Source organism: Pseudofrancisella aestuarii, from assembly GCF_003574475.2.
GTDB classification, from domain to species: domain Bacteria; phylum Pseudomonadota; class Gammaproteobacteria; order Francisellales; family Francisellaceae; genus Francisella; species Francisella aestuarii.
The window spans coordinates 1-14,935 of sequence record NZ_QLIS02000001.1 but is presented as its reverse complement, the minus strand read 5'-3'; the positions used below and the strand labels follow the sequence as shown (position 1 = coordinate 14,935).

Genomic DNA, 14,935 nt, shown 5'->3' with positions numbered 1-14,935 from the left:
TTATATATGAAAGTCATAAAAAATTTAAATATAAAAGAATACACCGAAAAACTTGTTAATTGGCTTAAGGAAAGTTGTAAAAACTACCCTGCTGATGGGTTTGTCATTGGAATTAGTGGCGGCATAGACTCTGCAGTTTGTGCATCACTTCTAGTCAAAACAAATCTTCCAGTAACTGCTCTTATTATGCCTTCAGAAAATAATTCAGATAATGACAAATCTGATGCATTAGAACTAATAAAACAGCTTAAAATACCCTACTTCATTATTCCAATCCAGGATTCTTATGAAAAATTTTTAGAAACTACTCAGTTATTTGAAAATAAAGAAAATAATAGACAGCAGGTTATAAAAGGCAACGCTCAAGCTAGATTCCGTATGATGTATCTATATGCTTATGCTCAACAAAATAATAGAATGGTTGTTGGAACAGATAATGCTTGTGAATGGCACATGGGTTATTTTACTAAATTCGGTGATGGCGCTGCAGATATTGTTCCTATTATTAATCTAAAGAAGTCACAAGTTTTTGAAATGGGTAGATATTTAAATGTACCTAAAAATATACTCAATAAAGCTCCATCAGCTGGCCTATGGCAAGGCCAAACAGATGAAGACGAAATGGGCGTCACATATAGCGAAATAGATGATTTTTTAGATGGTAAATTAGTCTCTGATGGTGCTTTAGATAGAATAAACTTTTGGCACAATCGTAGCCATCACAAAAGAAGAATGCCTTTGACCCCTAATTTCTAATTTATTCAAAAAATTTCTTAGCATAGTCTTTTACATTATCAAACCAAGTTTTACTTTTTGGTGAATGTTTATTTTCATACTCTTCACCTAAGCTATCTGCAAACTTTTTAAGAAGCTCTTTCTGATCAGCATTTAAATTTACAGGTGTTTCAACAACCACTTTACATAAAAGATCTCCTCTTCTATGACCTCTTAGTGATTTCATTCCTTTATCTCTAAGTCTAAATACTTTTCCTGTTTGAGTTTCTGGGACAACTTTAAGTTTCACCTCTCCATCAAGTGTAGGAACTTTTATTTCTCCTCCAAGACAAGCTGTTATGAAACTAATTGGCATTTCACAGTATAAATTAGACTCTCTTCTTTCAAAAATACTATGTTCTTTTATAATTATTTGAACATATAAATCTCCATTAGGTGCTCCATTTAAACCAGCATCACCCTCACCATGTAGCCTAACTCTATCACCACTATCAACACCCTCTGGTATTTTAACTTTTAGTGATTTTTGTTTTCTAACATTTCCTTTACCATAACAGTCTTCACATGGGTCAGCAACATTAGACCCTGTGCCATTACATACTGGACAAGTTTGTTCAAATGCAAAAAAACCTTGCTGTCTTCTTATTGAGCCTTGACCACCGCAAGCATGACATGTGGCTTTAGTTTTAGATTTTGAACCAGTACCGTCACAAGTTTCACAGCTAGATATTTTAGGAATAGTTATTTCTTTCTCTACACCATAAAATGCCTCTTCAAGTGTAATTTCTATAGAATATTCTAAATCACTACCTCTAGATTGCTGACGTGACCTTCCTCTAGCATTCCCCCCAAAGAATGTATCAAAAATATCTTCAAAAGCAGCTCCTCCACCAAAGCCACCTCCATGACCACCTTGCTGATTCACTCCTGCATGGCCAAATTGATCATAAGCAGCTCGCTTTTGATCATCACTCAAAATTTCATAAGCTTCAGAAACTTCTTTGAACTTTATTTCAGCTTCTTTATTGTCTGGATTTCTATCAGGGTGATATTTCATTGCAAGCTTACGATAAGCTTTTTTTATTTCTACGCCTGTAGCTGTTTTAGATACACTTAAAACTTCGTAATAACATCTTTGTTGCATAATAAAATAAATCCATAAAAATTAAACTAGGACATTATACCAAATAAGAAAATGCGGATAAACCGCATTTGTTTGATTTAAGAAATTAAACTTTGATACTATTTTTTACTATCATCTACATCTTCAAAATCAGCATCTACAACATCATCATCTTTTTTAGATTCAGCTTCTGGCTGAGCTTCTGCTCCACCTGCCGCTTGTGCTTGTTCAGCATAAGCTTTTTGAGCCACTGGTGTAAATACTTCTTCTAAAGCTTTAGTTTTAGCTTCAATATCTTCTTTATTATCAGTTTTAATAACTGATTCTAAATCTTTACATGCTGATTCTATTTTTTCTTTTTCATCAGCAGATACTTTGTCTCCTAACTCAGATACTGCTTTTCTAGCACTATGAACCAGATTATCTGCAGTATTTCTTGCAGCAACCAATTCATGGAACTTTTTATCTGACTCGGCATTAGCTTCTGCATCTTGTACCATTTTTTCGATATCATCTTCAGATAAACCACTTGAAGACTTAATCACAATATTTTGTTCTTTTCCAGTAGCTTTATCTTTAGCTGATACATTCAAGATACCATTAGCATCAATATCAAAAGTTACTTCAATTTGTGGCATTCCACGAGGTGAAGGTGGAATATCAGCCAAATCAAATCTACCTAGAGATTTGTTTGCTGAAGCCATTTCTCTTTCACCTTGTAACACATGGATTGTTACAGCTGGCTGGTTATCTTCTGCTGTTGAGAATACTTGCGACTTCTTAGTAGGAATCGTCGTATTTCTCTCAATCAACTTAGTCATAACGCCACCCATAGTCTCAATACCTAGAGAAAGTGGAGTTACATCTAGTAAAAGTACATCTTTAACATCACCCGCTAAAACACCACCTTGAATAGCAGCACCTATTGCTACTGCTTCATCTGGATTTACATCTTTACGAGGTTCTTTACCAAAAAACTCTTTTACTTTTTGTTGTACTAATGGCATACGTGTTTGTCCACCTACTAGTAAAACATCAGTAATATCAGACTTACTTAGGCCAGCATCTTCTAAAGCTTTTCTACAAGGCTCTAAAGATCTCATTACTAAATCACCAACTAAAGACTCAAATTTAGCCCTAGTAATTTTTATATTTAAGTGTTTTGGTCCTGTAGCGTCAGCTGTAATATATGGTAGGTTAACATCAGTTTGTTGTGCTGATGATAATTCTACTTTAGCCTTTTCAGCTGCTTCACGAACTCTTTGAAGAGCTAATTTATCATTATGTAAATCTATACCTTGCTCTTTTTTAAACTCATCAATTAAGTAGTTCATTAATGCAACGTCAAAGTCTTCACCACCCAAGAATGTATCACCATTAGTTGATAATACTTCAATTTGGTTATCTCCATCAACATCTGCAATTTCAATAATTGAAATATCGAATGTACCACCACCTAAATCGTATACAGCTATTGTTTGCTCACCTTTTTTAGAATCAACACCATAAGCTAAAGCTGCAGCTGTTGGTTCATTGATGATTCTTTTAACATCAAGACCTGCTATCTTACCAGCATCTTTTGTTGCTTGTCTTTGGCTATCATTAAAATACGCTGGAACTGTAATTACAGCTTCAGTAACTGGCTCACCTAAAAAGTCTTCAGCAGTTTTTTTCATTTTTCTTAAAACTTCAGCTGAAACTTGAGGCGGAGCCATTTTTTTACCATCTTTTGTTGCTACCCAAGCATCGCCGTTATCAGCTTTCACAACACTATAAGGAACTTTCTTTTTAATATCTTCCTGTACAGCTTTGTCATCATACTTACGACCAATTAATCTTTTTATAGCAAAAAATGTATTATCTGGGTTTGTGACAGCTTGTCTTTTTGCTGCTTGACCAACTAAAATTTCTCCACCATCTGTATAAGCCACAACTGAAGGAGTAGTTCTATGTCCTTCTGCGTTTTCTATAACTTTAGCTTTTTTACCATCCATTATAGCTACACATGAGTTAGTTGTACCTAAATCTATCCCTATAATTTTTCCCATTATTTTATCTCCTTTTTATTTAAACTTTTTATAGCTATTTTCAGCTACATTAATTTTGAATATGATGTTATAAATCTTTTTTTCAAGTATTAATTTTAATTTTTTACAACTACAACCTTAGCTGCTCTAACGACTCTTCCATTTAATAGATAGCCTTTTTGAAATACATCAAAAATAGTATCATTTTCAAACTCTGGATTAGGAATCATAGCTATAGCTTCATGTAAATTTGGATCAAACTTCTCACCTTTTGGATCTTGCTCTTCTAATCCATTTTTCTTTAAGGCATCTAAAAACATTTTTGAAGTGAGTTCAATCCCTTCTTTCATTGCTATAGCTTCTTCAAGCTTAACCTCATGCTTAAGAGCCTGCTCTAAACTATCCATTATTGGCATAAGCTCTTTAGCAAACTTTTCTATTCCAAATTTACGAGCATTTACAACTTCTTTTTCTGAGCGCTTACGAATATTCTCCATCTCAGCCTTAGTTCTTAAAACTTCATCAAACATCTCTTTGTTTTTATTTTCCAACTCTTCTATAACTTCTTTGGCTTTTTCAAGTTGTTCTTCCGCTGATGTTTTATGATGCTCTTGATCAAGCTCTACCTTCTCTAAATCCTCAGAATTTGATTCATTTAGCTCATCTATTTGATCTTTTTTCATTTCACTCATTTAACAACCTTTTATTTTTGAACTATTAATACTACAATCCTGTATATGTGACTGTTTATAATATTTTTCAAGTATTTTTTTAAATGAGATTTGTAAAAAGAAGTTTAACGCTTAAAAAAGCATCTGCACTATCGATATTATTACTATTAAGCCTAGATGCCGTAGCACTTGACCTATTTGAACCTAAAAATAACGAAACCGTAGAAAAATTTCTAGGAAACAAATACTCTGAAAATGTTACTTACACTGAGTCAGACTTTAAATACCTTGGCAATTGGGATAATAGCAATCAATTAAATTCTTTCAATGCTTTCAAATCTTCTTGTTATAAAATTTTAGATGATTCTAATCCTGAGTATAAAAATTGGGTTGCAGTGTGTAAAAAAGCTATTTCATTGACTCCAAAAACAGATAGTGAAGCTAGAGTATTTTTTGAAATTAACTTTACACCATATGAGATTCTTTATAACAATTCTGCTCAAGGTTTATTTACTGGATATTATGAGCCGATAATTAAAGGAAACTTAACTAAAACAGATGTATATAATGTTCCTATTTATAAAACACCAGAGGATCTTATAAAAATTACAAATAAAAATGATACTTTCTCATATGGAAAGTATAATAATGGCTCACTTGTCCCATATTATTCAAGAGAAGAGATTTCAAAAAATAATCTTTTCCCTAAAGACGATGTTCTTGCTTGGGTTAGTTCTAAAGTTGATAGATCATTCTTACAGATTCAAGGATCAGGAAGAATTGTTATAGAAAATGGAAATGATGTATTATTAGGCTATGATAGCCAAAATGGCCACCCTTATAGACCAATAGGTAGATATATCTTAGAAAAAGGATATATGGATGCCAAAAAAATCTCTATGCAATCTATAAAAGAATGGTTAAATCAAAACCCTAGTAAAATGGATGATGTTCTAAACTATGATCCATCTTTTGTATTTTTTAAGTATTTAAATGCAAAAAATGCCGTTGGTGCACAAGGCGTCGAGCTCACACCTGGCTATTCATTAGCAGTCGACAGCAAATATTACTTATATGGGGTGCCTGTATGGTTAGAGACCGACTACTATAAAGATGAGCAACAGAATAAAGAAAATATCAATAGACTAATGATTGCTCAAGATACTGGTGGTGCTATTAGAGGACCTATTCGAGGCGATGTTTTCTGGGGACATGGTCCCGAAGCTGAATTTAATGCTGGCCATATGAAAAATTATGGAAATATCTGGATATTATTACCTAATTACTCATGATAAAACACTTTGATATTATAATAGTTGGTGGAGGTATTTCTGGAGTAAGTTTTGCTCAAGAAATGGCCAAACAAAATATAAACTACTGTCTATTTGAAAAAAATGAAATCGGCGGTTGTATAAAAACAAAACATTATAAAGATTTTTGGTTTGAGCAAGGAGCTCATACACTTTATAACTCTTATGGCAATACAATATCTTATATAGAAAAAAACAATCTTATAAATAAAATCATTAGCCGGACTAAGCTACCTTTCTTATTTGTCACCCCCAATAATAAGATTCAAAGCTTAATCAAAAACTTAAATATTTTTTCTTTTGTTTTTAATTTTATAAAAAATAAAAACATGCCAAAAACAGATAAAAGTATTTCTGAATATGCCACAAAAGCTTTTGGAAAGAAAAATTATGATAACACTCTAAAATACTGTTTTGATGCGGTTTTATCCCAAAATAGTGAATCTTTTCCAATGGAATATTTATTTAAGAAATATCCTAGAAACAAAAATTTACCAAGAAGCTTTACTTTAGAAAATGGCATAGGCTCTTTATTTGATGGATGTGATAAATTAAACATTAATAGTGAAGAAATACTAAATATAAGCAAATTAGATGATTATTGGGAATTAACTACTAAAAACTATATATATACTGCTAAAAATATCTGCCTAGCTACAGAGTGGAATAATACAAAAAAACTGCTGGGAAATATTGCCCCAAAGATAGCTAAACACCATTATCAGCCAACAATATCAGAGATATATAGCACATCTATTATTATTAACTCTAAAGATATAGAAATAAAGAAAATAGCAGGTTTAATAGGTAAAGAGCAATTTTTCTACTCTGCTGTTTCACGAGATATAATTAATCATCCTAATTTAAGAGCTCTTACTTTTCACTGTAAAAATGATAACAAATCACAAAATTTATTAAATATTTGTGGACTACTTAAAATTGATATAGAAAAAGTATTATACATAGAAACAAAACAAAACACTCTTCCTTGTTATAATAAAAACCATTCCTTATTTTTAAACGATTTAGACAGCTTTTTACTTAAAAATAATAGTATCTATATCACAGGGAATTTCTTTGACAGACTTGCCATAGAGAATTGTATCAAACGTTCATATAATGAAGTTATTAGATACACTAAAAATAATACCTAAGGTATAGAAATGTTAAAAAGAGTTTTATTAACTTTTATTCTTATCTTTCCATTAGTGATTCTTGCACATAATAATCAAGTTTATCAAGCTGGAACTATAACTGCTCTAACTAATGGCCAATATGATGCATCCATAACTTTAAAAGAACTAGAAAAAAAAGGGAAATTTGGACTAGGTACTATTGATGGAGCCAAAGGAGAAATGATTATATTTGATGGGAAAGCTTACTTAAGTGACATCACAGGACAAGCTGTTCCATTAAAAGATAATATAACTGTTCCTTTTGCTGATGTTTTTAGTTTTAAAAAGCCAAATATAAACACTGATTACGAAAACCTAAGTAGTGAAAAAATCTTAGATGATATAATTAATAAAAAATTATCTGGCCCAAATTACTTTTACATATTTAAAATAACTGGAAAATTTTCAAATATCCATGCAAGAACTATTCCTCCTGCAAAAAAAGGGATACTTCTAAGCGATTGGATAAAAGATAATCAGAAATTTCATGATTTAAAAAATGTTGAAGGTACTCTTATTGGAATCTATAGTCCAAAATATCTTTCTACAATCACTGTACCTGGTTTTCATTTACATTTCATAAATAAAAATAAGTCAGAGGTCTACCATGTTTATAGCTTTGATACTAAAAAAGTAAACCTAGAAGTAGAAAAGATAAATGATTTCACAATCATGTTACCAAATACAAAAGAGTATAAAGATGGAAAAATTAATGATATTAGTCACAACACAATAAGTAAAATGGAAGAAAGTAAATAATATGATTAAGCTTTTACCTTCCCTCTTTGAAAATCATTACAAAAAGTGTATAATTACGACTGCTTAAAATTTTAAAGTGCAACAAGAAATTAAAACTTACTTGTTATATAAACTGGAATTTTTTGTAAAAACTGAGTAATTGATAACTATAAAGGAAAACAAAGATGAAAACGTTTACTGCAAAACCATCAGATATCAAAAGAGAATGGCTTTTGATTGATGCTTCAGATAAAACATTAGGTCGTCTAGCTACTGAAATAGCTATGATACTAAAAGGTAAAAATAAGCCAGAATATACTCCTCATATGGATACTGGCGACTATGTTATAGTAGTTAATGCTGAAAAAGTAGCTGTAACTGGTAACAAAAGAAAAGATAAAATGTACAATCGCCATACAGGCTACATAGGTGGACTTAAATCAATTTCTTTTGAAAAACTAATTGCTACAAATCCTGAAAGAGCTATAGAAACTGCTGTAAAAGGTATGCTGCCTAGAAACCCTTTAGGTCGTGCGATGTTCAAAAAACTAAAAGTTTATGCAGGAAATGAACATCCTCATACAGCTCAACAACCAAAAGCTTTAAACATATAACTTAGAAGGATAGTAGAATAATGTCAGAATATAATTATGGTACAGGTCGTCGTAAAAGTTCTGTAGCTCGTGTCTTTATGAAAAAAGGTACTGGTCAATTTATTGTTAATGGTCTTCCATTAGAGCAATATTTATGTCGCGAAACAGACTGCATGGTAGTAAAACAACCCCTAGAATTAACAGGAAATACTGATAGTTTTGATTTTAAAGTAACTGTTAAAGGTGGTGGTACTACTGGTCAAGCTGGTGCTATTAGGCTAGGTGTTACAAGAGCTCTTATTGAGTATAGTGAAGATTTAAAACCAGCTCTTCGTGAAGCAGGTTTTGTAACTCGTGATCCTCGTAAAGTTGAACGTAAAAAATTTGGTCTTAGAAAAGCTCGTAGAAAAAGACAATTCTCTAAGCGTTAATACTATCATCTTTTTATTATCTATTCTTTTTATTTTGTTTTACACTAGGAGGAAAAACCTTGGTCTTATATACAAAAAAAGATGACATCTATAGTGATATAGTTCGCATGATTCTTTTAATTAAAGGAGCTAACTTAAAAGTTATAGATATTTCTAAAGATGAAAATGCCAAGCATTTAGAGGAGCTAAATATTATTACTCCTAACTGTAATGTTCCTAGTGTTGCAACAGATGACTTTGTAGTATACAGGCTGAATGTGATTGTAGAAGCCATAGAAGATCTATATCCTTTTCCTCCATTATTTCCTGTTTTTCCTAAACAACGAGCTAATGCTAGAATTCTTTTGGAATATGTTAATAAGAATTTCTTACAAAAAATAAATTCTTTATATAATAATGACGCTTTATCTGAAGAAGAAATAACTGAAATTAAGCAAGATTTACAGAAAAATATTATGGAAACATATAAAACTGTAGTTAATGAAAGAAAAATAAATTTTGAAAGCAATCCAGATGCTCAAAATGTTAATGTTTTAACATTAATAATGACTTTTGTTTTTTATTATTTCATTAAACTTAAAATTTCAATACCTACTAAAGATAAGAATCTTATAAAAGAAATTAAAGAATTATTTAATAATCCTAACTTTGTAAAAACTATTAAAGAAGGAGTATAGATATGGCTATGCTTAGATCTTATATTGTAAAAGCTACTTATAGTTGGTTAACAGATCATGGATTTACTCCATATATGTTAGTTGATACAGAGTATGAAAATGTAACTGTTCCAGAGAACTATATTGATGAAGATGGCAAAATCTTATTAGACCTATCTCCTCAAGCAATACAAAATTTGCATATATCTGATAATCAAGTCACTTTTGATGCTACTTTTGATGGGGAATTTATGTCTATTATTATTCCTACTGAAGCTATACTAGAGTTATTTTCAAAAGAAACTGAACAAGGTATCTATGCTCGTGAGTTTGGTTATGGAATAAATGTTAATGAGGGAGAAGATGAAGAATCTACTAATCCTAAAAAAATAGGCGAAAAATCAGAGGGCAATATTTTAACTCTTGACTAAATTTTTCTTTTTAATAGCTCTGCAATAGGCTTATAAGTCTTTCTATATATTTCTAAAACCCCAAATTCACTTATTTTTTCTATATGTTCTTTAGTTGGATAACCTTTATGTTTATCAAAACCATATTCTGGAAACTGCTTTGCATATTCTAAACATATATTGTCCCTATGTACTTTAGCTAAAATAGAGGCTGCTGAAATTTCTGCAATTTTAGTATCTCCTTTAATTATAGCTTCTGAATTATAGCTCCATAAAGGCAATCTATTACCATCAACTAATACCTTATCAAATTGACCTAATAAACTATCTGCAACCTTTTTCATGCCATACATAGTCGCTTGTAATATATTCATTTTATCAATTTCTTCAGCTGAAACTTCTATAATACTATATGCTTTCGCCTTCTCTATTATTTCAACACATAAAGCTTCCCTTCTCTTTGATGAAAGCTTTTTTGAGTCAGCTAATCCTTTAATTTTATTTTTTACATCGAGTATAACACCAGCTACAACTACTGGTCCAACTAATGGTCCTCGTCCTGCTTCATCAATTCCTAAAATAAGCATATATTATTTTTTATCTCTCATTGAATTTAAAAAACCTCTAAGTATATTAATTTCTTGACTTTCTAATTCACTTCTCTGAAATAATCTTTTTATTTTATCCATAACGTAACCAGGATTATCTGAATCTAAAAATCCTGAGCTTATCATAGATTCTTCTAAGAAATCATAAAACTTCTGATTTTCATTTATAGTAGCTTTCTTGTGTAAATAATTATATTCTGGAACACAATTTTGTTGCATATCGCTTAAATAGCTCTTATATATTTCATAAGAAACTAGTTGAACAGCCTGAGCTAAGTTTAGAGAAGTATAGCCTTCATTTGTTGGAATATAAGCATGAATATTACTCATTAAAAGCTCTTCATTAAATAAGCCCGTTCTTTCTCTACCAAAAAGTATAGCGACCTTCTGTTTTGAGTATATTCTTTTAACACACTCTTTTGCTGCGACCTCTATAGGCTCTATAGGCAAAGATACTCTTCGAACTCTAGCACTAGTACCTATAACGTAATCTATATCCTCTAGCGCATCTTTTAAGGTAGAAGCTATTTCTATATTTTTTATAATATCTGTCGCATGACTAGCTAAAGCTAAAGCTTCATCATTTACTTCATTTTTAGGATTAACTAGACAAAGCCTAGTTAATCCCATATTTAACATTGCTCTTGCTGTAGAACCTACATTACCATTATGGGATGGCTCAACCAATATTATTTTTATATTGTTTAAAGAAGATAGTTTATTATCAATCATAACTCAGATTCTTTATTCATCATTAAGTCATAGAACTCTTCAGCGGTAGATATTTCTTTTAATTTAATCTGTGTTTTTTCCTTCTTTAAAAAAGATGCCAACTCCTTTAGTAGTTCAATATGCACATTTGTTATTTTTTTTGGAAAAAAGACTGCGACTATCATTTCAATATTTTCTTTTGCTTGATAATCATAATATTGATTTTTTAGAGTAGTAATAATTATTTTTGTAGAAATAAGTCCTTCTACTCGACAATGAGGCATATATATTTTTTTACCAATATATGTGTTACCTAGTCTTTCTCTATCATAAATACTTTTTATAACATCATCTTCTAAAACATTATTAGATGTATCTGCTAACCTACTAGCTAAAAACTCTATTAATCTCTTTTTAGATTCAATATTAAGATTAAGGATTATATTCTTTTTGTCTAATAAGGCTTTAAGATTCATAAATAAGATAATTTAGAAGTCGAATATTTAATATTATTCGCCATGATGTCCTTTTAATTTATTTTTATGTTTTCTTAGCTGACGCGCTAATTTGTCTTCCATCATATCTATAGCAGCATAAAGATCTCTATCCTCGGCTTTTGCAACTATTTCAACTCCTGGGACACCTACTATAGCTTCAGCAACTTGGACTTCTTTTTCTACAGATAAAATTACTTTAGCAGACACAATATGATCAAAATAATGTTCAACCTTACCAACTTTTTCTTCAACATATAATTTTATTGCTTCTGTAATTTCAACATGTCTACCTGTAATTTGAATGTTCATTAAATGCCTCCGTGAAAATAATTTAAAGGATAGAAATATTTGTGTTCATTACTACCCTATTTTAATAATAGTCTAAATGTTATACTTGTACGCATATTATACTAATTTAATAAGGTAAATAAAAGAAATGAACGTAAGACTAAGACAAATATTAGCCTCTATTATTCTGGGTGCTTTTGTTATTATCTCTACAATTTTATTAGCTCCTTTCTTATTATTTTTCTTTGCCTTTATTTTAATACTTTCTTTAGTGATTAGAATAAAAATAATGAGAACTAATCCTGATTTTTTTAAAAATTATCGTTTTAATAAAAAAGGTAGAGTAATAGATCAAGAAGAGGATCTAAATAGTCAACAAACTAGCAATAAAAACTTAAATAAAAATGACTAATAATGAAACTATTGTTGCAATAGCAACTCCACAAGGGAATGGTGGAATAGGAATAGTTAGAATATCTGGCTCAAATGCTTTACCTATCGCTAACAAGATAATAAAAAAAAGTTTAAAACCGAGATATGCTACTTTTTGTCATATTTATGAAGATAATCAAATAATAGATAATGGTATAGCTATATTTTTTAAAAACCCTTACTCATACACAGGTGAAGATACAGTCGAAATCCAAGCACATGGCAACCCTATAATATTAAATATGATTATCAAACTAGCTATAAAACTAGGTGCTAGAATGGCTAAAGCTGGTGAATTTACAGAAAAAGCATATTTAAATAATAAAATAGATTTAGCTCAAGCAGAAGCTGTTGCTGACCTAATAAATGCTTCATCAGAATTAGCAGCCAAATCAGCTGCTAGATCTTTACAAGGTGACTTTTCAAAAGAAATCCATAGCCTTCTAGAAAAACTTATTTATCTTAGAATGTACGTCGAAGCCTCTATTGATTTTCCTGAAGAAGAAATAAATTTCATGGAAGATCAGAAAATACACAATAGTCTTAAAGATATCTACACATCTATAGAAAAAATAAAAGATAATTGTAAACAAGGAATTATTCTTTCTGAAGGAATAACTTTAATACTCATAGGAAAACCTAATGTTGGGAAATCTAGTCTATTAAATGCTCTATCAGGTAAAGAAACTGCTATTGTAACTCCTATTGCTGGAACAACTAGAGATATTGTAAAAGAACATATCCAAATAAATGGAGTTCCTGTTCATATTATTGATACCGCTGGTCTTAGATTTAGCAATGATATAATAGAAAATGAAGGTATTAAGAGAGCAATAAAGAAAATTCAAGAAGCTGATCAGATTTTATTTATAAATGACGATCCATCAAAAGTTACATTTAATGAAATCAAAGAGGTTATACCTGAATTTTATGAACAAATTCCTAAAAATATAGATATTACATTTGTCCATAATAAAATAGATTTACTAAATACTATTCCAGAAAATACTAACAATCATGTTTATATTTCTGCTGAGAAAAATATTGGTATAGATAAACTTAAAAATCATATTTTAGCTAAAGTTGGTTATACTGCACAAAATGAAAGTATATATACTGCTAGGGAAAGGCATATAGATGCTATTAATCGAGCTTTTGAACATATTGCACTTGCTAAAGAACAATTAAATATCGGTAATGGAGAACTTCTAGCGGAAGAGCTTTTAATTGTTCAAGAATATTTAAATAGTATAACAGGTGAATTTAGTTCTGATGATTTATTAGGAAAAATTTTTAGTAGCTTTTGTATTGGAAAATAATTAATCGATTTAAAGGTTTTTAGCATTCTTTTTTGTTAGAATCGAAGCAATTTAAATATAAACATATCTATAAAAATGCTATCTCTAATTGGTAACACTCCTATAATAAAACTGAGAAACTCTTCTAAACATAATCTTTTTGCAAAATGTGAATGGCTAAATCCTACAGGAAGCATAAAAGATAGAGTTGCAAAATATATTATTGAACATTTAAAGAATGGAAATATATTAAAGTCTCAGCAACCTATTGTCGAAGCAAGTTCAGGAAATATGGGAACATCTTTAGCAGCTATAGCTAAATACTATAATCACCCCGTTTATATAACCTGTCCTGAAAAAACAGGTTCCATGAAAAGAAGCATGATCAAACAATTAGGCGGTAATTTAACTATATGCAAAAACATTACAGATTCTAAAGATCCTGCTTATTATGTAAATAAAGCAAGAGAAATTGCTAAATCAATTAATGGATATCTTATAAATCAGTACGACAATCCTTTAAATACCCTATGTCACTATAATAAGACAGGTAATGAAATTATAGAATATTTCATAAAAAATAATATATATTTAGATTATTTTATTACTGTTGGTGGTTCTGGAGGAACTATCACAGGTTGTGCAAAAAAAATTAAAGAATACTTTCCTAATACAAAAATAATTATGCCAGATCCAAAAGGTTCCGTATATTACGATATTTTTTATAATGGAAAGCCTAATAATGATAATATCTATGGTTATAAGGTAGAAGGTCCTGGCAACCCTGTATTTTGCAAGTCCATGGATTTATCATATATAGATGAAATTATACAATTTGATGATACTAATGCTATAAACTCTTGCCTTGAATTAGCTAAAGAACAAAGTATTTATGCTGGTCATAGTAGCGGTGCTAACTACTTTATAGCAAAAAAATTGTTAAATAATTTACCTCAAGATAAATCATATAATATTCTTATAATGATCTTAGATAGTGGAATGAAATATAATTTTAATTAATTATCACATATTTAAATTATACGCTTATATGATAAGAAACAAATTTATTTATAGAAAAAGTTAAAAAGCAAACACAAACAATAGTTTAAGAGTCTTAAAAACGAAGAAAGCCCCGCTAAGAATTACTTAGAGGGGCTTTAAATGGAAAAAGATGGCGACTACCTACTTTCACCTAGCGAATGCTAGACTATCATCGGCGTGTTATAGTTTCA

General features: G+C 30.3%; 18 protein-coding genes. 11 read left to right on the top strand and 7 right to left on the bottom strand.

The genetic code is table 11. From position 1 onward, the window contains the following. Positions 1 to 6 precede the first annotated feature (6 nt). Positions 7 to 756: an NAD(+) synthase gene (nadE, locus tag DNK87_RS00090; RefSeq protein WP_119330809.1), complete on the top strand. Its 750-nt coding sequence runs from the start codon at positions 7 to 9 to the stop codon at positions 754 to 756. 1 nt (position 757) lies between these two features. On the opposite strand, the gene dnaJ is transcribed toward nadE, so the two are convergent. From dnaJ to grpE, 3 genes are all read right to left on the bottom strand, one after another. Then, positions 758 to 1,879: a molecular chaperone DnaJ gene (dnaJ, locus tag DNK87_RS00085; protein ID WP_119330810.1), complete on the bottom strand. Its 1,122-nt coding sequence runs from the start codon at positions 1,877 to 1,879 to the stop codon at positions 758 to 760. Between the two features lie 98 nt (positions 1,880 to 1,977). After that, positions 1,978 to 3,906, bottom strand: a complete 1,929-nt coding sequence (dnaK, locus tag DNK87_RS00080; RefSeq protein ID WP_119330811.1) for a molecular chaperone DnaK — start codon at positions 3,904 to 3,906, stop codon at positions 1,978 to 1,980. Between the two features lie 95 nt (positions 3,907 to 4,001). Beyond that, a complete protein-coding gene (gene grpE, locus DNK87_RS00075) occupies positions 4,002 to 4,577 on the bottom strand; it encodes a nucleotide exchange factor GrpE (protein WP_119330812.1) in 576 nt (191 codons plus the stop codon). Positions 4,578 to 4,660: 83 nt separating this feature from the next. Here grpE and mltA point away from each other — a divergent pair, with 83 nt between their 5' ends. The 7 genes from mltA (at position 4,661) to mglB (ending at position 9,890) form a co-directional block, all read left to right on the top strand. Then, positions 4,661 to 5,848: a murein transglycosylase A gene (gene mltA / locus DNK87_RS00070; protein ID WP_119330813.1), complete on the top strand. Its 1,188-nt coding sequence runs from the start codon at positions 4,661 to 4,663 to the stop codon at positions 5,846 to 5,848. Further along, a complete protein-coding gene (locus DNK87_RS00065) occupies positions 5,845 to 7,020 on the top strand; it encodes an NAD(P)-binding protein (RefSeq protein ID WP_119330814.1) in 1,176 nt (391 codons plus the stop codon). The genes mltA and DNK87_RS00065 overlap by 4 nt, the downstream gene beginning before the upstream one ends. A 9-nt stretch (positions 7,021 to 7,029) precedes the next feature. Continuing rightward, on the top strand, positions 7,030 to 7,800 hold the full coding sequence (gene budA / locus DNK87_RS00060) for an acetolactate decarboxylase (protein WP_119330815.1): 771 nt from the start codon (positions 7,030 to 7,032) through the stop codon (positions 7,798 to 7,800). 164 nt (positions 7,801 to 7,964) lie between these two features. Next, the gene (rplM, locus tag DNK87_RS00055; RefSeq protein WP_119330816.1) at positions 7,965 to 8,393 is read left to right on the top strand and encodes a 50S ribosomal protein L13; all 429 of its coding nucleotides are present in this window, start codon (positions 7,965 to 7,967) and stop codon (positions 8,391 to 8,393) included. Between the two features lie 20 nt (positions 8,394 to 8,413). Then, positions 8,414 to 8,803 (top strand): 30S ribosomal protein S9, encoded by a 390-nt coding sequence (gene rpsI, locus DNK87_RS00050; protein ID WP_119330817.1) that lies wholly within the window; start codon positions 8,414 to 8,416, stop codon positions 8,801 to 8,803. A 59-nt stretch (positions 8,804 to 8,862) separates the two neighbouring features. Further along, positions 8,863 to 9,480 (top strand): transcriptional regulator MglA, encoded by a 618-nt coding sequence (mglA, locus tag DNK87_RS00045; RefSeq protein WP_119330818.1) that lies wholly within the window; start codon positions 8,863 to 8,865, stop codon positions 9,478 to 9,480. 2 nt (positions 9,481 to 9,482) lie between these two features. Continuing rightward, positions 9,483 to 9,890 (top strand): transcriptional regulator MglB, encoded by a 408-nt coding sequence (mglB, locus tag DNK87_RS00040; RefSeq protein WP_119330819.1) that lies wholly within the window; start codon positions 9,483 to 9,485, stop codon positions 9,888 to 9,890. Here mglB and rnhB read toward each other — a convergent pair. From rnhB to hpf, 4 genes are read right to left on the bottom strand one after another with little or no spacing between them, the layout of a single operon-like run. Then, entirely contained in the window at positions 9,887 to 10,456 is a 570-nt protein-coding gene (gene rnhB / locus DNK87_RS00035; RefSeq protein ID WP_119330820.1) for a ribonuclease HII, read from the bottom strand. The two genes, mglB and rnhB, sit on opposite strands and share 4 nt — an antisense overlap. 3 nt (positions 10,457 to 10,459) lie before the next feature. Next, entirely contained in the window at positions 10,460 to 11,209 is a 750-nt protein-coding gene (locus tag DNK87_RS00030) for an RNA methyltransferase (RefSeq protein ID WP_119330821.1), read from the bottom strand. Beyond that, positions 11,206 to 11,664, bottom strand: a complete 459-nt coding sequence (locus DNK87_RS00025) for a PTS sugar transporter subunit IIA (RefSeq protein ID WP_119330822.1) — start codon at positions 11,662 to 11,664, stop codon at positions 11,206 to 11,208. Before DNK87_RS00025 ends, DNK87_RS00030 begins: the two co-directional genes overlap by 4 nt. A 33-nt stretch (positions 11,665 to 11,697) precedes the next feature. Next, positions 11,698 to 11,994 carry a ribosome hibernation-promoting factor, HPF/YfiA family gene (gene hpf, locus DNK87_RS00020; RefSeq protein WP_071664495.1) on the bottom strand — a complete coding sequence of 99 codons (297 nt, stop codon included), beginning with the start codon at positions 11,992 to 11,994 and terminating at the stop codon, positions 11,698 to 11,700. Between the two features lie 127 nt (positions 11,995 to 12,121). Between hpf and DNK87_RS00015 the strand changes: the two genes are divergently transcribed. The 3 genes from DNK87_RS00015 (at position 12,122) to DNK87_RS00005 (ending at position 14,723) form a co-directional block, all read left to right on the top strand. Further along, the gene (locus DNK87_RS00015) at positions 12,122 to 12,385 is read left to right on the top strand and encodes a hypothetical protein (protein ID WP_119330823.1); all 264 of its coding nucleotides are present in this window, start codon (positions 12,122 to 12,124) and stop codon (positions 12,383 to 12,385) included. Further along, positions 12,378 to 13,724: a tRNA uridine-5-carboxymethylaminomethyl(34) synthesis GTPase MnmE gene (gene mnmE / locus DNK87_RS00010; RefSeq protein ID WP_119330824.1), complete on the top strand. Its 1,347-nt coding sequence runs from the start codon at positions 12,378 to 12,380 to the stop codon at positions 13,722 to 13,724. The genes DNK87_RS00015 and mnmE overlap by 8 nt, the downstream gene beginning before the upstream one ends. 75 nt (positions 13,725 to 13,799) lie before the next feature. Continuing rightward, entirely contained in the window at positions 13,800 to 14,723 is a 924-nt protein-coding gene (locus DNK87_RS00005; protein WP_119330825.1) for a PLP-dependent cysteine synthase family protein, read from the top strand. Positions 14,724 to 14,935 lie beyond the last annotated feature (212 nt).

What these genes read in the sequence shown, in the direction of transcription:
- nadE (WP_119330809.1), top strand. Translation starts at nt 7, where the DNA reads ATGAAAGTCATAAAAAATTTAAATATAAAAGAATACACCGAAAAACTT.
- dnaJ (WP_119330810.1), bottom strand. Translation starts at nt 1,879, where the DNA reads ATGCAACAAAGATGTTATTACGAAGTTTTAAGTGTATCTAAAACAGCT.
- dnaK (WP_119330811.1), bottom strand. Translation starts at nt 3,906, where the DNA reads ATGGGAAAAATTATAGGGATAGATTTAGGTACAACTAACTCATGTGTA.
- grpE (WP_119330812.1), bottom strand. Translation starts at nt 4,577, where the DNA reads ATGAGTGAAATGAAAAAAGATCAAATAGATGAGCTAAATGAATCAAAT.
- mltA (WP_119330813.1), top strand. Translation starts at nt 4,661, where the DNA reads ATGAGATTTGTAAAAAGAAGTTTAACGCTTAAAAAAGCATCTGCACTA.
- DNK87_RS00065 (WP_119330814.1), top strand. Translation starts at nt 5,845, where the DNA reads ATGATAAAACACTTTGATATTATAATAGTTGGTGGAGGTATTTCTGGA.
- budA (WP_119330815.1), top strand. Translation starts at nt 7,030, where the DNA reads ATGTTAAAAAGAGTTTTATTAACTTTTATTCTTATCTTTCCATTAGTG.
- rplM (WP_119330816.1), top strand. Translation starts at nt 7,965, where the DNA reads ATGAAAACGTTTACTGCAAAACCATCAGATATCAAAAGAGAATGGCTT.
- rpsI (WP_119330817.1), top strand. Translation starts at nt 8,414, where the DNA reads ATGTCAGAATATAATTATGGTACAGGTCGTCGTAAAAGTTCTGTAGCT.
- mglB (WP_119330819.1), top strand. Translation starts at nt 9,483, where the DNA reads ATGGCTATGCTTAGATCTTATATTGTAAAAGCTACTTATAGTTGGTTA.
- rnhB (WP_119330820.1), bottom strand. Translation starts at nt 10,456, where the DNA reads ATGCTTATTTTAGGAATTGATGAAGCAGGACGAGGACCATTAGTTGGA.
- DNK87_RS00030 (WP_119330821.1), bottom strand. Translation starts at nt 11,209, where the DNA reads ATGATTGATAATAAACTATCTTCTTTAAACAATATAAAAATAATATTG.
- DNK87_RS00025 (WP_119330822.1), bottom strand. Translation starts at nt 11,664, where the DNA reads ATGAATCTTAAAGCCTTATTAGACAAAAAGAATATAATCCTTAATCTT.
- hpf (WP_071664495.1), bottom strand. Translation starts at nt 11,994, where the DNA reads ATGAACATTCAAATTACAGGTAGACATGTTGAAATTACAGAAGCAATA.
- DNK87_RS00015 (WP_119330823.1), top strand. Translation starts at nt 12,122, where the DNA reads ATGAACGTAAGACTAAGACAAATATTAGCCTCTATTATTCTGGGTGCT.
- mnmE (WP_119330824.1), top strand. Translation starts at nt 12,378, where the DNA reads ATGACTAATAATGAAACTATTGTTGCAATAGCAACTCCACAAGGGAAT.
- DNK87_RS00005 (WP_119330825.1), top strand. Translation starts at nt 13,800, where the DNA reads ATGCTATCTCTAATTGGTAACACTCCTATAATAAAACTGAGAAACTCT.